Source organism: Xanthomonas sp. NCPPB 3442 (genome assembly GCF_056725145.1).
The window spans coordinates 2,610,652-2,630,249 of the sequence record NZ_CM161514.1 but is presented as its reverse complement, the minus strand read 5'-3'; the positions used below and the strand labels follow the sequence as shown (position 1 = coordinate 2,630,249).

At 65.1% G+C, this 19,598-nt stretch carries 17 protein-coding genes; all 17 read right to left on the bottom strand.

What is annotated here, in order from left to right; translation table 11 throughout:
- Positions 1–3 precede the first annotated feature (3 nt).
- Positions 4–1,320 carry a type IVB secretion system protein IcmH/DotU gene (icmH, locus tag AC1POX_RS11415; protein WP_372356172.1) on the bottom strand — a complete coding sequence of 439 codons (1,317 nt, stop codon included), beginning with the start codon at positions 1,318–1,320 and terminating at the stop codon, positions 4–6.
- Position 1,321: 1 nt separating this feature from the next.
- Complete coding sequence (gene tssK, locus AC1POX_RS11410) at positions 1,322–2,659, bottom strand: type VI secretion system baseplate subunit TssK (protein ID WP_218555150.1); 1,338 nt, start codon at positions 2,657–2,659, stop codon at positions 1,322–1,324.
- Positions 2,656–4,041, bottom strand: a complete 1,386-nt coding sequence (gene tagH / locus AC1POX_RS11405; protein WP_372356171.1) for a type VI secretion system-associated FHA domain protein TagH — start codon at positions 4,039–4,041, stop codon at positions 2,656–2,658. The genes tssK and tagH overlap by 4 nt, the downstream gene beginning before the upstream one ends.
- Positions 4,038–4,577, bottom strand: a complete 540-nt coding sequence (locus AC1POX_RS11400; protein WP_008577836.1) for a DUF6931 family protein — start codon at positions 4,575–4,577, stop codon at positions 4,038–4,040. The genes tagH and AC1POX_RS11400 overlap by 4 nt, the downstream gene beginning before the upstream one ends.
- A gap of 8 nt (positions 4,578–4,585) precedes the next feature.
- Positions 4,586–6,523: a type VI secretion system Vgr family protein gene (locus tag AC1POX_RS11395; RefSeq protein WP_031422694.1), complete on the bottom strand. Its 1,938-nt coding sequence runs from the start codon at positions 6,521–6,523 to the stop codon at positions 4,586–4,588.
- Positions 6,524–6,698: 175 nt separating this feature from the next.
- Positions 6,699–7,238 (bottom strand): TIR domain-containing protein, encoded by a 540-nt coding sequence (locus AC1POX_RS11390; protein ID WP_228733824.1) that lies wholly within the window; start codon positions 7,236–7,238, stop codon positions 6,699–6,701.
- 547 nt (positions 7,239–7,785) lie between these two features.
- Complete coding sequence (locus AC1POX_RS11385) at positions 7,786–8,328, bottom strand: hypothetical protein (protein WP_008577832.1); 543 nt, start codon at positions 8,326–8,328, stop codon at positions 7,786–7,788.
- Between the two features lie 207 nt (positions 8,329–8,535).
- A complete protein-coding gene (locus AC1POX_RS11380) occupies positions 8,536–9,084 on the bottom strand; it encodes a hypothetical protein (protein ID WP_031422689.1) in 549 nt (182 codons plus the stop codon).
- A gap of 191 nt (positions 9,085–9,275) precedes the next feature.
- Positions 9,276–9,725: a hypothetical protein gene (locus AC1POX_RS11375; protein ID WP_039417406.1), complete on the bottom strand. Its 450-nt coding sequence runs from the start codon at positions 9,723–9,725 to the stop codon at positions 9,276–9,278.
- An 11-nt stretch (positions 9,726–9,736) separates the two neighbouring features.
- Positions 9,737–12,439 carry a type VI secretion system ATPase TssH gene (gene tssH, locus AC1POX_RS11370; RefSeq protein WP_372356170.1) on the bottom strand — a complete coding sequence of 901 codons (2,703 nt, stop codon included), beginning with the start codon at positions 12,437–12,439 and terminating at the stop codon, positions 9,737–9,739.
- A gap of 32 nt (positions 12,440–12,471) precedes the next feature.
- Positions 12,472–13,482 carry a type VI secretion system baseplate subunit TssG gene (gene tssG / locus AC1POX_RS11365; protein WP_031422684.1) on the bottom strand — a complete coding sequence of 337 codons (1,011 nt, stop codon included), beginning with the start codon at positions 13,480–13,482 and terminating at the stop codon, positions 12,472–12,474.
- Positions 13,446–15,323 carry a type VI secretion system baseplate subunit TssF gene (gene tssF, locus AC1POX_RS11360; protein ID WP_218555967.1) on the bottom strand — a complete coding sequence of 626 codons (1,878 nt, stop codon included), beginning with the start codon at positions 15,321–15,323 and terminating at the stop codon, positions 13,446–13,448. The genes tssG and tssF overlap by 37 nt, the downstream gene beginning before the upstream one ends.
- Before the next feature lie 2 nt (positions 15,324–15,325).
- Positions 15,326–15,829, bottom strand: a complete 504-nt coding sequence (tssE, locus tag AC1POX_RS11355; protein WP_008571949.1) for a type VI secretion system baseplate subunit TssE — start codon at positions 15,827–15,829, stop codon at positions 15,326–15,328.
- Positions 15,817–16,650, bottom strand: a complete 834-nt coding sequence (locus tag AC1POX_RS11350) for a type VI secretion system accessory protein TagJ (RefSeq protein WP_209262023.1) — start codon at positions 16,648–16,650, stop codon at positions 15,817–15,819. Before AC1POX_RS11350 ends, tssE begins: the two co-directional genes overlap by 13 nt.
- A 32-nt stretch (positions 16,651–16,682) precedes the next feature.
- On the bottom strand, positions 16,683–17,186 hold the full coding sequence (locus AC1POX_RS11345) for an Hcp family type VI secretion system effector (RefSeq protein ID WP_031422681.1): 504 nt from the start codon (positions 17,184–17,186) through the stop codon (positions 16,683–16,685).
- 99 nt (positions 17,187–17,285) lie between these two features.
- Positions 17,286–18,803, bottom strand: a complete 1,518-nt coding sequence (gene tssC / locus AC1POX_RS11340) for a type VI secretion system contractile sheath large subunit (protein WP_372356169.1) — start codon at positions 18,801–18,803, stop codon at positions 17,286–17,288.
- Positions 18,796–19,302, bottom strand: coding sequence for a type VI secretion system contractile sheath small subunit (gene tssB, locus AC1POX_RS11335; RefSeq protein WP_014090188.1), 507 nt, complete (start codon positions 19,300–19,302; stop codon positions 18,796–18,798). The genes tssC and tssB overlap by 8 nt, the downstream gene beginning before the upstream one ends.
- Between the last annotated feature and the right edge of the window lie 296 nt (positions 19,303–19,598).

Below are 19,598 nucleotides of genomic sequence, written 5' to 3'. Positions count from 1 at the left end.
GGGTCAGGTCTCGGGAATCAACAGGATTTCGACGCGCCGATTGCGCGCACGGTTGCCGGGCAGCTGCGGCGGTAACGCCATCGGCTGGGAATCGCCCGCGCCGCTGGTCTGGACGCGGCGCGGGTCGCGCAAGCCGGCCGCCAACACGGCGCCCACGCTCTCGGCGCGGCGCGCCGACAAGGCGAAGTTGTCCTTGAAGCGCAGCGAGCGCACCGGTTGGTCGTCGGTATGTCCCACCACCACCACCCGCCCCGGCACCTGTTCCAGCGCCGCGGCAACGCGTTCGAGCAGGCGGGTCTGATCGGCATCCAACTCAGCGCTCCCGCTGGGGAACATGGACGCGCTGGCCAGGCGCACCGTGCTGCGACCATCGCCCTCGGTCTGGACGCTCAGCAGTCCTGCGCGTTGCTCGGCGGCCAGTAGCGGTGCAAGCGCCGCCGTGGTTGCGGGTGTGGCCGCCGCCGGGATCGGCAACGTCACCCGCTCCAGGCCGATGCGCGCCAGCTGCGCGCTGATCGGCGCGGTCAGCGTATTGAGGCGTGCATGCAACCACACGAACGCCAGCAGCACGATGCACAGCGAGGCCAGCGTCGCGATCCACAGCGGCGTGGCCGCCGCATTGCGCAGCAACGGTGCCTGCGCGCCTTGCCAATTGGGCGACAGCTCGGCGGGTGCCGGCAGGCGTTGGCGCTGGATGAGTTGGTACAGCTCGGCCTGGCGATCGGCCAGCCGCGCGCGCCCGCCCTGCTCCACCTGATAGCGACCGCCAAAGCCGAGCGCCAAGGCCAGATACAGCAGCTCCAGCAGGTCCAGGTGCCGCGCCGGATCGCGTGCCAGCCGATCGAGCAGATCGAAGACCTTGGCGCCGCCATAGGTCTCGCCGTGGAAGGTCACCAGCAAGGTGCGCTGCGCCCAGCCGCTGCCCTCGCCCCAGGGCGCGGCCAGTACGGCTTCGTCCAGCAGCGTGCACAGCACATAACGCGCGGCGATGCCGGTCTTGTCGTCAATGCCCTGTTGCCGCAGCTCCTGCTCGAAGCGCTGCAGGCGCGTGCTGCAGTGTTCGCGCAAGGTGGCGATGTCCGGCGTCTGGGTGGAGTGTCGCAACTGCACCGCCAGCAACAGCAGCGGCGTGGCGGCGCGCACCACCGCATTGCCCTGCATCGCGCCCGGTGCCGCGCGCATGGCGGCATCCAGATCGGGCGGTTGCACGGTGCGCGTGGTTGCCTGGCGAGCCGGCGTGGCGGCGGCGGGCCGCGGTGCCGGTGTCGCGCTGCGGACCACGGTGGCATCGTCGTCGTGTTGGTCGACCGTGTTGCTCATCTCAATTCCTCACCGCCCACAGCTCGAGTTCCAGGCCGGGAAAACCACTGCCGAAATGCAGCGCCACGCCACCGGAGGTGCGCAGCGTCTTCCACAGCGACGATTGCCGATCGAGTTCGAAGTAGGCGCAACCGGCGTGATACGGCACCTGCCGCGGTGCCATCGCCAGCGCGCTCACGGCCACGCCGGGCAGTTGCAGGTTCACCAGATCGCGAATCTTCTCCACCGGGCCGATCTTCGATTCGGTGGGCAGCCGCTTGCGCAAGTCTTCGGCGCGCAGATCGGCCTTGACCGCCAGCACGAACGCCGCCGAGTCCAGCAAGGCCGGATCGGGCACCATGCCCACCCATACGCCGTACTTGCGTTGCTGCAAGGGCACGGCGATCGCCGACTGTTCGAGTACCGCGCTCAGGCTTTCGCGCAAGGACACCACCACCGGCTCGAAGCTCGCCTGCAACGCATCGTGTGCATACGGCGGAAATGGCCCGCTGCGTTTGCTGGCACGGGTGAAGGTCGCCAGTTCGCCGGCCATCCCCAGCAGCACGCAGTACAGTGCTTCGGGATGCTCCAACGGCGCGCTCGCCCAATGCGCCACCAGCGGTTGGTAGCGATTGATTACCTGCAGCATCAGCACGTCGGCGATTTCCGCCACGCCACCCCGGTCGCTGCCGGCCACGCGTTCGGCCAGCGCCTGGCCGCGCTGGTGCAATAGTCCCAGCAACTCGGCCAGCAGCGTAGATAGGCGCGCTGCGCCTTCGATCCGGCTGGCGGTCGGGATGAAGGCGTCATCGAGAATCACCCGTCGATCGGCGCGGCATTCGACGATGCGCGCCATCGGCACCTCCACCAGCCCTTCGCCCGGTTCGGACTGCAGGCGCAGGCGACTGGCCAGCACGCCCACTTCCAGCAGCACGGTGCCGGCGATGCTGCCGGAGGCATCGCCGACTTCCGCTTCGCCCACGCGATAGCGCGCCAGCCGGCTGCCATCGCCATCAGGCCAGGCGCTCTCGGGCTGGGCGGTTGCGCGCAGCGGCAGCGCCAGGCTCACCATCTGGTCGCGGCAGTTGGCCGGCACGTCCAAGGCTGGCGGCGCCGGATCGCGATCGGGAATGGAAAACGGCGTGCCGTCAGGAAAGCAACCGCGGGCGCGACGGATGCCGAGCTTGCCGATGGCCAGCAGTTCCGGCTCCAACTCCAATTGGCTGAATCCCCACGCGTGCGGGCGCAGCGCGCCGGCCTGCAGTTCCATGTAGCGCTCGAGATAGCGTTCCTGTTGTTGCATGTGCTGCGGGCGCAGGAACAGGCCCTCGCTCCAGATCACCTTGTTGTAGGGGGTCATGCTCGGTCGCCGTCTGCGGGTTGGGCCTGCGTCTTGGCGCGGGCCAGCTGTTGTTCGTAGGCGCGGGCGAACTCTTCGCCGAACAGGCGGCGGAAGCGCTCGTCAGCATCGCCGAGCAGCTCGCGGTAGTGCTGCGCGTAGCGTCGCCAGGGCCGATTGCCCCAGGCGGCGAGCGCGGAATGGCCGGCGGCGTCGGCCTCGAAGCGCGCCGGATCGAACTGGGTGAACACATGCTCGAAGGCCGCACGCATGCCGGCCAGCAAGGCCACCTGGTGACGCCCGATGTCTTCCATGGCTTCGTCGATCGCAGCCGCACCGGTAAGATAGCCGGGGCCTGCTGGCGCCAACAGGCGAGCGACCGCTTCGTCCACGGTGGCGGCGAACTTGAGGGGATTGTTCTCCGTGCGCTGGATCAGCGTGACCGGCAGGCGCAGGCTGTTCTTCAGCTCGGCGCGTGCGCGCAATACATCCATCAGGCCTGCGGTCATGGCGGCGAACAGCGCAGGCAGTTCGGGTGCATCCGGCGACTGTGCGACGACAGGCTGCGCCGCGTCGGGGATCGCAGCGGACGTCGATGCCGGCGCGACTTCGCTTGCCGAGGCCGGCATTGGCATTGGCGCCGGTGTCGGTGCTGGCGCCGCGGCGACGATGGAAACTGGCGCGGGCTGCAACGGCGTTGGCACGGCCGCGATTGCATCGATAGCCGGCGGCAGCGCGAATTCGCTGCGTGTCAGATCCCAATGCTCGGGCAACACGACGCCAGCGGCAGCCGACACGGCCACGGGGGCACGGTAGGCGTCAGCCGTTGCCGGCGCATGCCCCAGCCCGAACGCCGCCGCATCGCCCTGGCTGCCGGCCAGCGTGAACGAAGTGGCGAACAAGGCCAGCGGGTCGGTGTCGGCCGGTTGCGTCGACGCTGCCCCAAGTTCGGCAAACACATCGCGCTCGCGCTCCAGCGGCGGTTGCTGGGATGGCTGCGGTGGTGGCGTCGGCGACAGTGTCCACGGCTCGGCGTGATTCCAGGTCTGCGTGGCCGCCGGAACAGCGGTGACGCCTGCGCCTTCCACCGCCACGTCGATCTCGAAGGCATCGATGCGCAAGGCGTCGCCGGCATGCAGCGGCACCGGGAAGCCGGCACGCAGCGGCACGCCGTTATGCAGGACACCGTTGGTGCTGTGATCCTCGATGAAATACACGCCGTCGAGATAGCGCACGCTGGCATGCAGGCGCGATACGCCTTCGCCTTCCAGCACCCAGTCGCAGGAGGCGTCGCGGCCGATGCGCCCGCCTTCTGCCGCGAAGCTGGCCTGCGCTTGCGTGCTGCCCGACACCGTCTGCGCATCGCGAACCGTCAGCGTCAGCCGGGGTGACACCGCGCTCATGGCGTACGCTCGCGCACGCGCAATCCGGACAGCAGCCGTGCGGCATCTTCGCTCCAGCGCACCAATTGCGCTTCGAAGGTTGCAGGCTCGCGCCCAGCCAGATGCAGCAACGCCGCCACGGCCGCCGCCGCGGTCAGGTGATCGGCCACCGGCGGGCCGTCCTCCTCGCTCAGGCTGCCATCGCTCCAGGCCGCGGCCGCCGCCAGCCAGGCGCCGACCGATTGATAGTCGTCGTCGGCAGCGAATGCGCGTGCGCTCTCGCGCTGGCTGGGGCCCGGCTGCTGCACCCACGCCTGCGCCAACCGCAGACCTTCGCTGTCGTGGCCGCTGAGCGTTTGCGCGCGCATGCACTGGCACAACCACGCCACCGCATACGGCCTGGGCAACAAGCGCAACGCCAACGGCAACGCGTCCTGGGCAAGCCCGCGCGCCAGCAATTCGCGCACGGCAGTCTCCGGCGCCATGTCCGGCGCCAGGGCGGCATGCGCGCAGGGAGAGAGCCGCATCTGCCGCGCGGCGGGAAGAATCTGCAACATGGCGGTCCTCAGGCGATGATGGGCGGAGTGCCCTTGAGCACGGCCGGACCGGACGACTGCAACAGCAGCGCCGCGTTGGCGCGCGCGGTGGTCACGGCGTTGGATTGCAATAGCACCGACGCGTTCGAGCGCAGGGTCAGGTTGGCCATCGCGCTGACATCGACACTGACGCCGCCCTGGATGCCGACGCTGACGCGTCCATCGAGCGTGAGCCGGGTGCCGCTGAGCACGATCTCGCCGCTGGCCTTCAGCTGCAGGCGGGCCATGCCGGTCACCAGCTCGATCTCGCTGCCGGCCTGGATGCGCAGCGCCTTGCCCACGTCCAGACGGTCGTTGCCGCCCACGGTGTGGCTGCGTTCGCGTTTGACCTCCGCGGTCTCGTTGCGGTCGACAGTGACGAAATGGTCGTTCTCCACTTCGTGGCGCAGATCGCGCTGCGCATGCAGCAGCAGCTCCTCGTTGCCCTTCTTGTCGTCGAAACGGATCTCGTTGTAGTCCTCGGCGCCGCCCAACAAGCTGCGGCTCTTCACTCCGCTGCGGGTGCGGTGCTCGGGCAGTGCATACGGCGGCATCTGGTCGGCGTTGTAGACGCTGCCGATGATCAGCGGACGATCCGGATTGCCTTCCAGAAAGCTCACCACCACCTCCTGGCCGACACGCGGAATGTGCTGCGCGCCCCAGCGTTTGCCCGCCCACGCCTGCGCCACGCGTACCGGGCACGAACAGTCGGCGTTCGGCGTTCCTGGCGGGCTCCAGAAGAAATTCACCTGGACGCGGCCGTGCTGGTCGACCGCGATGTCCTCGGGCGTCTTGCCGTCGACCACCGCGGTCTGCAATCCGGCGATGCTGGGACGCGGTGTGGTCTGCGGGCTGCGGTAAGGCTGCCGGCTGCGCAGCGCACGGAACGTGGACGCAAACGGCTCGGCAACCGTCTCGCCACCGGACACATAATCCACTTCGACCAATTCGGTGTTCGCGCTGGTCACCAGGTATTCCTGGTTGTGCTCGGCTAGCGGGAAATCGCGTAGCTTGAACAACGCGCCCACCTGCAAACCGCAGGCATCGGTCCAGCCCTGATACTGCGCCTGCGCCACGTTGAGTGCTTCGGCACGCACCTGTGCGTGGCGGCGGCCGGCGGCGACATCGAGATGCTCGCCGGGATAGTCGAACACCTCCAGCTCACCCAACGCCGGTCCGGAGGACTCGGCCGGGGTCTCGTTCACCCGCAGCGACGCCTTGGGCTTGAGATAGTCGTAGTCGTCCAACCGCACGCGCGTGCTGTGCGCGCTGCGCGCCAGCGACCAGTCGGTGATCGCGTCCTTCATCCGGCTGCCCTTCTGTCCGGGCGGGCAGTACGGAATCTGCGCGAACGGCGCCACCGCCTCGTGGCCGCCAAGGCTATCGGCCAGCACCAGCGTATGGGTGCTGGCGCTGTGTTCGAAGTAGTAGTAGATGCCCTCCTGCTCCATCAGCCGGCTGACGAAGTCCAGCCCGCTCTCGCGGTACTGCACGCAATATTCGCGCGGCCGGTAGCTCGCGCTCAGGCGCAACTTGACGTCGGTGCAGCCAACGTCGGCCAGCAATGCGCGCACCAGCTCCGGCACGCTCTTGTTCTTGTAGATGCGGCAATCGCGGCGCTGCCCGAGCAACCACAGCTTGGGCACCAGCGAAAAGGCATAGGTGGCGTAGCGCAGCCCCTCGATCTGCTCGAAACCGGTCTGCTCGGCTTCGGCGACAATGCCGTGGTAGTGCCGCACGTAGCTCTGAGGCGAAGTGACCTTGACCGCCATCGGTTTGCCCAGCAAAGCGCGCAGGTCGATCGCCACATCGCGGCTGATGCCATGCAAGGCGAACGCATACGGGCGCCCCAGCGCCTCGTGCGCACTCATCCGCACAAAGCGCAACGTCTTGCCCAGCGGCGACTGCAGGGTAATGGCGTGGGCCATGATCAGGCTCCCGGAGTGGTCTTGCGGTACATAGGCGCAGGGCTCGATGACATGCGATGACTTTGCCGGCCGCGCTGGCTCGCAGGAAATCGAAAATCGCGATGCCACACATACCGGCGACGAGTAGGTCTTCCCGCTCACGCCATGGCATCGCCTCGATGCCCGGCATGCCCTCTCAACGGATCAGCTGCTGGATCTGGGCGAGCACCCGTGCATAATCCGTGCTCGACAGGATGTAGTCCCCTTTGTCCCAGGCCAGCCCGCAGCGCCCGCCATCGGTCTTGGCGACCGGTATCCGGGTCACGCCATCACCACGACTCCCAGGCAGCGTGCATGCATCAGTGGTGAATTCCAGTATCAGCCCGCGTAGCGGTCGATCTGCAGGACGCCCCGCCTTCTGACCGATGAACTGGTCCCATTCCTGCCGGCACCACTGGCTGTCCCTGAACTCGTCCGTGTAGCAAAACAGCATCAACTGCGCCTGGCGCATCGCCGCCTGGTACAGCGCATTCCAGTCCTCGCGCATCGCACCGATCGGCAGTGCGCCCGTCGGCGAACGCATGTGCGCGCGGGTATCGGGAGCGACCGTGGCACGATCGTCGATGGACCGCGACACGATCGAATCGACATACACCGCATCGATGTCGTAGAGCCCAAGGCTCTTCATCAACTCGCTACGCAGCCAGTGCATGAAGGTCGAGCCATGGTTGGCCATGGCGAAGCTGGTGAGGATTCTGCAGCTCATGCGCTTAATCGTCTTGCAGGATCCTGCACGCGCGATCGCAGCATTGCTCCACAGTGCTCCCGGAATCCAACTCGTCCGTGGCCTACATGGCCTACCCAATGCAAGCCGGCTTGACCGTGCGCCCCTGTCACTGCGTTGTCCATGTCGTTCTCCGTAATAGTCGTTGAATCGTGCAACGCATCAACCGAGGAATGCCCCGATCGGATTCAGCACGTGCCTCCGCCAGACGCTGCCTTCCGCGCGCAGGCCGGGTTTGATCCACTCCTCCACAAGGCCGTCCTCGCTGCTCAGCGCATAGCAGGACTCCTCGACGTTGCGATCTGAAATCCTTCAGCAGTCCCATCTGCGCCATGCCCGCGTCGTACTGGCTCTGCGTGATCAGATCCTTGTGTCTGTGTCGCCATCCTTGAACAGCGCCGTGTTCAGCGCCACGAACGGCAGCATCTTCTTGTCGTTGCGCGAACTGTCGATCCACGCATCGCCCTCACTCTGCGCATCACGCCAGGGGCGGAACGCATTAATCCCGCCAGAACCTCATCTTTTTAATCGCTGAGATGAACCTTGAGTTCGGCTCTTTACCTGAAACCACGGTAATTGCAGAGATGAACCTTGAGCTCGGGTCTTTACCTGAAACCACGGTAATGGCCAGACTCCGATCATCGTTTGTGATCAGTCCGTAGCACCCGGCCAAGGAACGTCCCTTGGTGTCGATGTAATCGGATGGACGAAACTCAAGGACGTTCGTCGAAGTACTCCTAATTTGGTCCCAGGCGCTCTTGCAATCATTTCCTTCACCCGTCGACACGTGGCAAACCATTCTCCGCCCGTCCTGAGCAGTGTAGGCAGCCATCAAGCAGCCGCTAAAGTTGTAACTGATCACATCCAGTCCTCCCGAATGGACTGCACTGATGGCATTCGGGATGAAAGGAAGGTACTTCGTGGCGTACCCCTCCAGTACCGTGCCGGGCACCTCTATCAAGCCACCGCTGCCTGTTAGCTCCCCTTCTTTTCTAGGAAGCCAGCTGGCGTCATCGCCAACCTTGATCTTCTTTTCCAACATGTAAGCCTCCTCTCATGTGCACATGTGTTCTTTGTCGCGGGGTATCGCCCTGCCTGGCAGCTATCAATGAACATCGTCCACCGAGCTAGGGGAAGTTGACTCTGACCCAAGTTTTCCGGAGGGCGCCCTGCGGTATGGCTCCCTTAGCGGCGGGAAGATGCGATGCATGTCCGCTGGCGCGTTCGTTTTTCTCGCTATCTCAGGAGGTCATACTTCGACGAAATGACGCCGCAGCGTGTGCCAGCGACTGACCGTGAAGTCCGCACTGCGGTTGTGAACGGGCAGCCCTCCATTCGGCACTCCGCTCTCGCCATTGGTGACGTTGCTTACTCCCACCTTCGTCGAATTCTTGAAGGTGATCTGCGGAATGTCGTGGCCGTTATGCTCAAAGAAGAGGTGGTACGCGACATTCGTCTCTGCCTTGCGGTGCCTGGTGATATCGAAAGACTGCGTGGGCAGGTCGACAGCCAGCTGAGCCCGCACCCAATTGCGCAGCGCCGTGGGGTCATGGTGGGTGACGTGACCCACGATGAGCAGCCTGCGGGGTGTCCCGCTTCTGGCATAGTCAAGAAACTTTGCGGCCCCCTGCGCGGCCATGCCCTTGTCGATCGAGTCGAGCGTCTTCACCGTGACGTGCCAACCGACGAGTTCATCCGGCAACACGACGACTACCGCCACGCATGAACTGACGTTCGGAAAGGCCAGCACGCGACCATGGGCTGCGGTTTCTTCTGTGATGTACTTTGCATTGACCATTTCGGATCCCGTTCTTGTTGATGCAGCGATGGAGAAGCGTCGAAGCACACCTTCTGCAGCCAACTCTCACTAGACGCGAACCGACGTTTCGCGTCAGGTGCGCGCTGCGCGATTGGGTCTGGCAGCGGACGTCCTCGGATCGCAGCTTTTCTGCAATTGCATGCACGGCCGGCGATCAAATGAGTACGCATCTATCCTCGCGTCTTTTCATAGATCACCTCGTGCTTTCGTACACGACCCATCTGCAGATCGCTTCGATCAGCCTTCCAAAGTCGGCATTGACCGACCTTCGCGTTCCATACCGTGTCACGCGCCACGACAACCGGCTTTTCCTTTCCCACCGTGGCATAAAAGGTAAAAGCTCGACCCAACTGGCCGAGATGGCGACGAACTTCAACAATCATCCATTTCTGGCAGTCCGCGCAGATCGTCATGTTGACTTCGATGGTGATCTCGAATGGCGTTCCGTCCGCGGTCGCCCGTACTTCACGACAGATCCTTGGCCATGCCTCTCGCCAGGCTTTGCGTTCGGCGTGATCGGCGAGATCGTTGACCGGCCCTCCCCGCCTCCCACCACCCATGGCGGCATCGCTGCTGCCGTACTCGATACCATTCAGATACACCGTCGCCTTGGCCACCATGTTTTCTGCCCTCAGAATTCGTAGAAAAAGCCATCCGCCACGGCCGATACGCGCGAATGATTGATTTTTTTGCCCTCAATCACCCGAGTGAGAAACTGCCGACTGATCTCCGGCAACATCGAGTTAGTCAAAATCGCATCAATCATTCGTCCGCCCGACTCGCTTTCAGTGCACCGCGATACCACCAGCTCCACCACCGAGTGGTCGTACTCGAACGGAATCTTGTATCGCTCCTCGATGCGCTTCTTGATGTGATTCAACTGCAGCCGCACGATCTGCCCGAGCATGTCGTTGCTCAGCGGGTAGTACGGAATGGCCACCAACCTGCCGAGCAATGCCGGCGGAAACACCTTCAACAACGGTTCGCGCAATGCCTTGGCCATGCCGTCCGGATCCGGCATCAGTTCCGGGTCCTTGCACAGGCTGGCGATCAGGTCAGTGCCGGCGTTGCTGGTGAGGATGATCAAGGTGTTGCGGAAGTCGATGCGGCGGCCTTCGCCGTCTTCCATCCAGCCCTTGTCGAAGACCTGGAAGAACAGTTCGTGGACGTCGGGGTGGGCTTTCTCCACTTCGTCCAGCAGCACCACCGAGTACGGCTTGCGTCGCACCGCTTCAGTGAGCACGCCGCCTTCGCCGTAGCCAACGTAGCCCGGCGGTGCGCCCTTGAGCGAGGAGACGGTGTGCGCTTCCTGGTACTCGCTCATGTTGATGGTGATCAGGTTTTGTTCGCCGCCGTACAAGGTTTCGGCCAGCGCGAGTGCGGTTTCGGTCTTGCCCACGCCGGAGGTGCCGGCCAGCAGGAACACGCCGATCGGTTTGTCCGGGTTGTCCAGACCGGCGCGGCTGGTCTGGATGCGCCTGGCGATCATCTCCATGGCATGGTCTTGGCCGATCACGCGCTTGGCCAGCAGGTCGGGCAGGCGCAGCACGGTGTCGATCTCGTTGCGCGCCATGCGCCCGACCGGGATGCCGGTCCAGTCGGCGACCACGGCGGCCACAGCCTGGTAATCGACGGTTGGCAGGATCAAAGGCGATTCGCCCTGGAGTGCGGCCAGTTCGGCCTGTACCAGTTGCAGGCGTGCTAACAGCGTGTCGCGATCCACCTGCACCGGTGCATCGAGCACGGCGATATCGCCAGGCGCGCTCTGTTCGGCCTCCGCTTCCAACCCACTGCCAGTTCCTTCCACCGGCGCATTGCCGGCCCGCAGTTGGGCGCGCAGCGACAACAGCTCATCGACCAACGCCTTTTCGGCAACCCAACGCTGTTCCAGCTCGCGCAGGCGGGTATGTTCGCTTTCCAGCAGGTTGGCGCAAGCGGCAGCACGCTCCTCCACCACGATACCAATCGCACGCTCGCGTTCGATGATGGCGTGCTCGGTCTCCAGCGATTCGATGCGGCGGCGACTGTCGTCCACTTCCGCAGGCGTAGCGTGCAGGCTCACCGCCACGCGGGCGCAGGCGGTATCGAGCAGGCTCACCGACTTGTCAGGTAGTTGCCGCGCGGGGATATAGCGGTGACTGAGCTTGACTGCCGCTTCCAGCGCTTCGTCCAGGATCTGCACACGGTGGTGCTGTTCCAGCATCGAAGCGACGCCGCGCATCATGCGCACCGCCTTGGCTTCGTCCGGCTCGTCCACCTGCACGGCCTGGAAGCGCCGCGTCAGCGCGGGGTCTTTTTCGATGTACTTCTTGTACTCGGCAAACGTGGTCGCCCCCACGGTGCGCAAGGTGCCACGCGCCAGTGCGGGCTTGAGCAGGTTGGCCGCATCGCCGGTACCGGCCGCGCCACCGGCGCCGACCAGGGTGTGGGTTTCGTCGACAAACAAAATGATCGGCTTGGGGCTGGCCTGCACTTCGTCGATGACTGCGCGCAGGCGTTGCTCGAATTCGCCCTTCATGCTGGCGCCGGCCTGCAGCAGGCCCACATCCAGCGTGCGCAGCTGCACGTCCTTCAACGCGGGTGGCACATCGCCGCGCGCGATGCGTTGCGCGAAGCCTTCCACCACCGCGGTCTTACCGACACCGGTCTCGCCAACCAGGATCGGGTTGTTCTGGCGGCGGCGCATCAGGATATCGACGACCTGGCGGATCTCGTCGTCGCGGCCGATGATCGGGTCCAGCTTGCCCTCGCGTGCTTGTGCGGTGAGGTCGACCGTATACAGCGCGAGCGCGGCAGTCCCACCAGCGGCGGCTGGTCCGGCGGGAGCGCTGGCCGCCGCAATATCGGTGGCATCGTCCTCCGGCGAGCCGGCGACGATGGCGTCCAGATCGTCCGCTAGTGCTTCCGCGCGCAGCTTGCCGAACTCGCTGGACATGGCCAGCAAGCCGTTGCGCAGGCTGCGCGTATGCAGGATCGCCACCAGCAGATCGCCGCCGCGGATGCGTTGCCGGCCGTAGCGCAGCGTGCAGTGCACCCAGGCGCGTTCCACTGCCTCCTCCACGCTGTCCGACAGATCGAAATGCCCGCCACCGCCGCGCGGCAGCCGATCGAGCGCTGCGGTCAGGTCCTGCGCAAGTCGCGCCGCATCGAGCGAAAAATGACGCACGATGCGATGCAGGTCGCCGTCTTGCGCCTGCAGCAACTGATGCAGCCAATGCAGCAGATCCACCTCGCGGTCGCCACGCAGCCTGCAGAAGGCGGTGGCCGATTCGATGCCGCGATACGTGGTCTTGTTGAGCTTGCCGAACAAGGCGGCGCGACTGATGTCTGCCATGGGAACTCCAGAAAAGTGGATACAGAGGTCGATCAGGACGGTGCGAGTACAAGCTGGTCGGCATCGCGCGGGCGGCGATAGTGGCCGAGCCAGAGCGACAGGCCGATGCGCTGGCCCTGCCCCATCAGCGGCAGCGGGACGTCTTCGCGCGCCAGCACCAATTGCAGGTCCCAGGCCTGCTCGTCGCCGACGTAGCCGCGTACTGCGGCGGTCAGTACTTCCAGGGCCTGGCCGCCCGGCAGGAACTCGCGGTAACGGGCGATCTCCAAGGGACCGATCCGCAGGCGAAAGCGGTGTTGGGCGTTGCGCGCCGATGCGCCGAGCGTGGCGTCACGCCCCATGCGCGCAGCAGCACGTCCCATCCGCAGCCGTCCTTCTTCGGGTAACGGCAACCAGTTGGCAACGAATTCCTGCACCTGCACGGCGACATCGAACAGGCCGATCAGCACCGCACGCAGGCCTTCGGCATTGCGTGCCTGGGCGACGAAGCGGCCAGCGAAGTGCCGGCGTGCGGCCAACGGCATCGCATCGCGGCCGCGCAGCGCGGGTTGGTCCACGCCGGTCAGCGCATCCAGCCGCGCGCCAAAGCGGTCCTCGCCCGGACGATCCATCTGCACGGTCGGGCGCGCATCGGCCCAGGCGCGGTACCACAGCGCGATCATGCGGTGGTGGAAGATGTCGGCGAAGGCGGCGAAGGTCGGGTCACCAGCCCCTTCGCGTTCGATCGCGTGTTCGGTCAGATGCAGCGGCAGCGCGCCATGCGGGCCGAACAAACCCAAGGCCAGCGTCCGCAGCGTCGGCGGAAGACCGTCCGGGCCCGGTTGCAGGCTGTCGATATCGCGCGGCGGGAACTCCAGCGAGGCGCGCTGCCCCAAGCGCACCGGCTCCTCCAACGGCCGTGCTGCCTGGCCCAGACGCGGTTGCGCCGGATGCGCGCACTCCAGCCGCCGCAACGCTTCGAACAACTCGAAGTCCTGCGGCTGCGCCTCCAGGTGCGCCAGCAACGCTAGAGGATCGGCCGATTGCCGAGATGGGCTGGCCATCGGACGACCTCGTTACGTTCGAGCGTGCACAGCACGGTTTCGGTAAAGGAATTCAGCGATGCCTGGCGGGCGAAGACATGCCGCAGCACCGAGGCGAGCAGGTAGACGCCCTGCCCTTCGAACGCGGCGTCGTCGCAGGTCAAGGTGATCTCCAGCCCGCGGCCATAGGTGGCCGGGCCCGGCACCGGAATGCGGCGCACGATCGGGCGTGAGGCAATGCGGCGCACGCCCTCGACCTGGCGCCGCGCCGCGGCATCGTGCGGGTCGTGGTAGAGCGTGAGCATCTCGCGCACTGCGGTGGCGCCGTCGTCGCCGGCCTCCAGCAGCGAGAGATAGTTCAACTGAAGATGGCTGATCAGGCGCCAGCGGGTATCGCCGGCGGTCACGCCCGAGCGCGGTCGCGTTGGACCGGCCACGCAGCGGATCGCCGCCACCGGGCCGCCATCGTCCAGCACGAAGTCGGTGCTGGATTTGCCCACCGGCATATGCAGCGGCAGATCGCGGTTGCTGCACCACAGCTGCATGCCCAATTGCCGCAGCTGATGCGGATACGGCGCCTGATCGCCATCGACCAGCGACAGGAACACTTCGCTGCCGACGTAGCTCGAGCGCGGCCCGGTGCGGCGTTGCCCGGTCGACAGCCGCCGCGGCTGACGCCGCAGCGCATAAAACGCCGAGCGCCGCTCATGCCAGCTACGCGGCTGCGCGCCATAGAACGGCTCGAAACGCTGCATCGGCGTATTGCCATCGCCGAAGCCCTCGACCTGCTCCACGCCATGGATCTCGAAGTCCATCGGCCGCGTGCGGTCGGACAGCACATGATGCTCGCAGATGCCGGGCTGCAGATGGATGCGATCGCCGCGCCTGGGGAACAGGTTGATGGCCGGGGTGCAATGCAGGCGGAAATTGCTCGCATCCACGGCATTGTCGAGCCGTTCGACGGCACGATCGAACCACACCACAATCTCGAACTCGGTGCAGGCCGCGCGCGGCAGCACCTGTGCCAGGCCATCGAAGGCGGCGAACAGGAAGCGCTCTGGGCAAGCGAAGTATTCCTGCAACAGACGATAGCCGCTGAAGGAGCGCTCACTGCGCGGCAGCAATGCCTGCTCATCGTCGAAGCCCTGTGGCTGCAGATGCTCGGGGCCGAAGTTGCGACTGAGCACCTGCCCATCCGCGGCGCGGGCACGCACCACGAATCCCAACGCATTGGCATGCAGTTGCTCATAGAGGCTGCCGGCCAGTCCGTCGGCGCCGGTGATGAAGATCGGCAGTGTGTCCAGCGCCAACATGTCCAGACGCAGCCCGGCATTCACAGTGAAAACCAACCGCAGGCCGGCGCGCGCGCGCGACTCGACCGGCACGCCAAGCGTGGCCAGCGCCGCCGGCGAGGCCAGGTAGCTGGCGGCGGTCAGACGCAGCGGCCACAGCGTCACCGCATGCGCCGTACGATACTCGCAGGCCGTGCGGTCGCCGTGCCCGATCAACGAGCGCAGCGCGCTGCCACGCGGCACAAGATGCCCCGCCGGACCGATGCCCTCGCCCTGCTCCGGTTGCAGCTCCACCACGGCCATCGACGGCACCGGCGACAGGAAGTGCGGATACAGCATGTCCATCAGGTGCTGGGCGAATACCGGTTGCTGTGCCTCCAATTCGAGTTGCACGCGCGCGGACAGAAACGCGAACCCTTCCAGCAGGCGTTCGACATACGGGTCGGCGCACTCGATACCGCTCATGCCGAGCCGGCCGGCCACCTTCGGATACGCCTGCGCGAACTCCGCGCCCATCTCGCGCACATGCTGCAACTCGCGGTTGTAGTGGTGGAGCAGACGCGGATCCATGCTCAGTGCGCTCCGGACGACAGACTGAAGCGACCGGTTTCCAGGTCGAGATCGGTGCGCAGATACAGCGCCAATGGCAATGGCTGCGCCCAGAGTTCGGAGTCGATGACGAAGGACAGCGACATGCGGTCCATGCGCCCGGTATCGACCTTGGCGGTGACCTGCAGGCTGGCCGCAGCGAGCCGCGGCTCGAACGCCACGATGGCGGCGTGGATGCGGTTCTGCAGCTCGACCACGTCCAGTCCGGCCAGGCGCGCGCCGGCCAGATCGGGAATGCCGTAATTGAGCACCGAGGTGGCGACATGCGGATACGCTTGCAGCGCGTCCTCATGCCAATGGCGGGTGCAGTTGAGCAACCAGGTCAGGTCGCGCATGACGCAGTCGCGCAGCTTGGCCGGACCGATCGCGCGCGCGTCGCGGCTCTCGGCCAGCTCATGCCGACGGTCGTCGATCAAACGGTCCAGCAGCGAGGGCTGCAGCCGCTCTTGTTGGGTCAGTTCGGCCATGGCGCTGCCACCGCGGCGGTGTCGAATGCAATATGGCGAATATCGAGCAAGGGGTAGTCGTCTTCGCTGCCGGCCAGCAGGCGTTGCCCCAGACCGCAGGCAGACAGGTCTTCGCCCTGCCAGGTGGTGCGCTTGCCGAGACGGATCGCGCCGTCGTCGCTGTGGTGGCTGCCGGGGTAACGACAAGGCACCACGCCACGGCTGTGCGTGCCGTCGCGCCATTGAATTTCCACCGATTGCCACAGCATGTCGCGCAGACTGCCAGGCACCTCGAAACGCAGGCTGCGCAGTTGGGCGAACGGCAGCCAGGCGTAGCCCGCTTCGAGGATGACCTCCAGGCAAGGCCCAAACCGTGGATCGGCGTCCGCCAACCAGTCGAAACGTTCGCCATCGACGTGCCCCGCGATGGCATCGGCTTGAGTCAGCGCCAGCGCACGCCGTCGTGCGGCCTGCGCTGGCTCGCCGTCGCGATCGTGTTGCAATGCCTGCAGCAGATCGTGTTGCCACTGCGGTACCTGACCAGGCATCAGTGGCATCATCCGACCGGCCAGCACCTGCTCGCGCTCAAGTTCGGCGTCGAGAATGCACGCATACGCGCCAGCCACGCCGATCCAGGCCTGATCCAGGTCTGCCGCCAGCAGCAACTGCTGCCGCGCCCGCTCCCAGTCGCCCACCACGGCCAGCAGCTGGAACAAGCCGATGCGCGCTTGGGCATCGGCCGGGCATTGCCGCACCCACTCCTTGGCGGTCGCCAACGAGGCCTCGGGATTGTCTGCCTTGATCAGGCGAGCGCAGGCATGTTCGGGATGGACGGTGGACATCGACATTGGCGCTCCGGTCGGACTGCGTTGGCTCAGGACTTCTTCACTTCCTGCATGTTGAAGGTGAAGTCCTTGGTGCCGCCCTGCTTCTTGCCCTTGTCGTCCTGCGGCTGGAACGAGTACTTGAACTTGCCGAAATGCAGCGTCACGTTTTCGGTCAGACGATCTTCGCCACCGCTGCCGCCGGTGGACACCGAGGTGATCATCACGCCCTCGCTCAGCTCGATGGTGACGTAGTCGGTCTGCTCGCCGGTGGCGTTGGTCACGTACAACGTGGCCGAATCCACACGCGCACCCGTGCAGCAGGCATTGAGCAAGGCGTTGGAGCAGCTGTCGACGTACTTGGTGACGGAAATATCCTGCACGTTGGCCTTGCCGCCGGCCGCATAGCCGGCGCCGGTGTGCAGGTTGCCGGTGTTGCTGGTGCCCCATGACCAGGCAATGATCGGCACTTGATCCTTGTGCTTGGAATGGTTGGACGCGCCCTTGATCTCGACGTCGCCCGAGCCGAATTTGAGATGCATATCGAAAGCCATGGAACTTCTCCAGTGGTGGGTGGTGCAGGAAAGGGAGAGCCGATCCGGCGGCTATGCCAGCCGCAGGTCGTTAGTGTTGAAAGCCAAGCCTGAAAGCGGTCAGGCGGCTTGCGCCGATGGCAAGCGCGAGACCAGGCGTAGCGATACCGTCAGGCCTTCGAGCTGGTAATGCGGGCGCAGGTAGAATTTGGAGGTGTAGTAACCGGGGTTACCCTCGACCTCTTCGACCACCACTTCGGCGGCGGCCAAGGGCTTGCGTGCCTTGGTTTCTTCGCTGGAATTGGCCGGGTCGCCGTCGACGTAGTTCATCACCCAATCGGTCAACCAGCTCTGCATTTGCTGGCGCGTGCTGAACGAGCCGATCTTGTCGCGCACGATGCACTTGAGGTAATGCGCGAAACGGCAGCAAGCGAACATATACGGCAGCCGTGCACTCAGTGCCGCGTTGGCGGTGGCATCCGGGTCGTCGTACTCCTCGGGCTTGCCCAGCGACTGTGCACCGATGAAGGCGGCCATGTCGGTGTTCTTGCGATGCACCAGCGGCATCAGCCCCATCTTGTCCAGTTCCGCCGAACGGCGGTCGGTGATGGCCACCTCGGTCGGGCACTTCATGTCCACACCGCCGTCGTCGGCCGGGAAGGTATGCGTCGGCAGGCCTTCCACCGCCCCACCCGACTCCACGCCGCGAATGCGCGTGCACCAACCGTACTGCTTGAATGAGCGGTTGATGTTGACCGCCATTGCGTAGGCTGCGTTTTGCCAGGTGTAGCGCGACGAATCGGCGCCCTGAGTGTCTTCTTCGAAGTCGAACGCTTCCACCGGATCGGTCTTGGCGCCGTACGGCAGCCGTGCCAGCGTGCGTGGCATGGCCAGCGCCAGGTATTTGGCATCCTCGCTCTGGCGCAACGACCGCCATGCCGCGTAATCGGGGGTGGAAAAAATCTTGGCCAGATCGCGCGGGTTGGAGAGCTCGCTCCAGCTTTCCATCCCCATCAGTCCGGGACCCGCAGCGGCGATGAAGGGCGCATGCGAAGCGGCCGCAATCTGGCTGATGCCGCGCAACGTGTCGACATCCTGCGGGCTGTGGTCGAAGTGGTAATCGCCGATCAGGCAGCCATACGGTTCGCCACCCAGCTGACCGTACTCGGCCTCGTAGATCTTCTTGAACACCGGGCTTTGGTCCCAGGCGGTGCCCTTGAAGCGCTTGAGGTTCTTGGCGAGCTCCTTCTTGGACACGTTGAGCACGCGGATCTTCAACTGCGTGTCCGATTCGGTATTGCTCACCAGATAATGCAGGCCGCGCCATGCACTCTCCAGCGCCTGGAACTGCGGTGCGTGCAGGATGAGGTTGAGTTGCTCGGTGATCTTGCGGTCGATCTCGGCAACATACGCATTGATGGTCTGCGCGAGGTCGTCGCTGATGATGTCGCTGCGTTCCAGCACCTGCTCGGCCAGGGTGCGCACAGCCAACCGCACTTCTTCGCCGGCGCGTTCACTGCGCGGACGGAATTCGCGGGTCAGCAGCGCCGCAAAGTCGTCGGATTGACGGGTTAGCGGCTGGGCATCGGCAAGGTCTTGGGCAGCGGAAGAATTCTGGGTCGCCATGGGGTTACTCATCCGTCGACTTGGGGGCCGCGACCAGCGAGCGCAGCAAGGTGGGATCCTTGATCGCATCGGCGATCAAGCGCTCGGCGCCGGCCTTGCCGTCGAGATACGTGCCCAGATTGGCCAGTTGGGTACGCGCTTCCAGCAGCTCGGCCAGCGGTGCCACCTTTTTCACGACGGCGGTGGGCGAAAAATCGTCCAGGCTGTCGAAGGTGATATCGACAGGTAATTCGCCGCTGCCGGTGAGAGTGTTGGAAACGCTCATTGCCACCCGCGGTTGCATGGCACGCAGCCGGCTGTCGAAATTATCGACATCGATTTCCACTGCCTCGCGTGCTTCCAGCGCCGGCAGGTTTTCCGTATTGGCGCCGGACAGATCCGACAACACGCCCATGACGAACGGAACCTGCACCTTCTTCTGCGAGCCGTAGATCTCGACGTCGTATTCGATCTGCACGCGAGGCGCGCGATTCCTGGCAATGAACTTCTGACTGCTGCTGCGAACGGACATGCGGCCTCCGATGATCTGCGTGGTTGCTGGACGCTGCGGTTGCAGCGGCCGTGTGGCAAAGGCGTATCCCTTGCACCGGATGTGCATCGTGTGCGTTGCCGTCGGCGGAATGAAATCGAACGCCGGGATGGCAGGTATGGGTGTGCGTGATGGGCTTTCCCGCAGGATCCAATGACAACCACAGCGCACGCCGGCGGAGCACTCGAATGCGCTGGCTTCTTCCGCGCGGCATCCAATCGCTGGCCAGCCGCTGCGCATTGCGTCAAGCGGCGAGGCAATCCCCACGGCCACGCATT

Bases quoted from the DNA above. Each gene is read 5' to 3' on its own strand.
- AC1POX_RS11385 (WP_008577832.1), bottom strand. From the start codon at position 8,328: ATGTTGGAAAAGAAGATCAAGGTTGGCGATGACGCCAGCTGGCTTCCT.
- tssK (WP_218555150.1), bottom strand. From the start codon at position 2,659: ATGACCCCCTACAACAAGGTGATCTGGAGCGAGGGCCTGTTCCTGCGC.
- icmH (WP_372356172.1), bottom strand. From the start codon at position 1,320: ATGAGCAACACGGTCGACCAACACGACGACGATGCCACCGTGGTCCGC.
- tssF (WP_218555967.1), bottom strand. From the start codon at position 15,323: ATGGATCCGCGTCTGCTCCACCACTACAACCGCGAGTTGCAGCATGTG.
- tssC (WP_372356169.1), bottom strand. From the start codon at position 18,803: ATGAGTAACCCCATGGCGACCCAGAATTCTTCCGCTGCCCAAGACCTT.
- tssE (WP_008571949.1), bottom strand. From the start codon at position 15,829: ATGGCCGAACTGACCCAACAAGAGCGGCTGCAGCCCTCGCTGCTGGAC.
- tssG (WP_031422684.1), bottom strand. From the start codon at position 13,482: ATGGCCAGCCCATCTCGGCAATCGGCCGATCCTCTAGCGTTGCTGGCG.
- AC1POX_RS11350 (WP_209262023.1), bottom strand. From the start codon at position 16,650: ATGTCCACCGTCCATCCCGAACATGCCTGCGCTCGCCTGATCAAGGCA.
- AC1POX_RS11400 (WP_008577836.1), bottom strand. From the start codon at position 4,577: ATGTTGCAGATTCTTCCCGCCGCGCGGCAGATGCGGCTCTCTCCCTGC.
- tssH (WP_372356170.1), bottom strand. From the start codon at position 12,439: ATGGCAGACATCAGTCGCGCCGCCTTGTTCGGCAAGCTCAACAAGACC.
- tagH (WP_372356171.1), bottom strand. From the start codon at position 4,041: ATGAGCGCGGTGTCACCCCGGCTGACGCTGACGGTTCGCGATGCGCAG.
- AC1POX_RS11390 (WP_228733824.1), bottom strand. From the start codon at position 7,238: ATGGCCAACCATGGCTCGACCTTCATGCACTGGCTGCGTAGCGAGTTG.
- tssB (WP_014090188.1), bottom strand. From the start codon at position 19,302: ATGTCCGTTCGCAGCAGCAGTCAGAAGTTCATTGCCAGGAATCGCGCG.
- AC1POX_RS11395 (WP_031422694.1), bottom strand. From the start codon at position 6,523: ATGGCCCACGCCATTACCCTGCAGTCGCCGCTGGGCAAGACGTTGCGC.
- AC1POX_RS11345 (WP_031422681.1), bottom strand. From the start codon at position 17,186: ATGGCTTTCGATATGCATCTCAAATTCGGCTCGGGCGACGTCGAGATC.
- AC1POX_RS11380 (WP_031422689.1), bottom strand. From the start codon at position 9,084: ATGGTCAATGCAAAGTACATCACAGAAGAAACCGCAGCCCATGGTCGC.
- AC1POX_RS11375 (WP_039417406.1), bottom strand. From the start codon at position 9,725: ATGGTGGCCAAGGCGACGGTGTATCTGAATGGTATCGAGTACGGCAGC.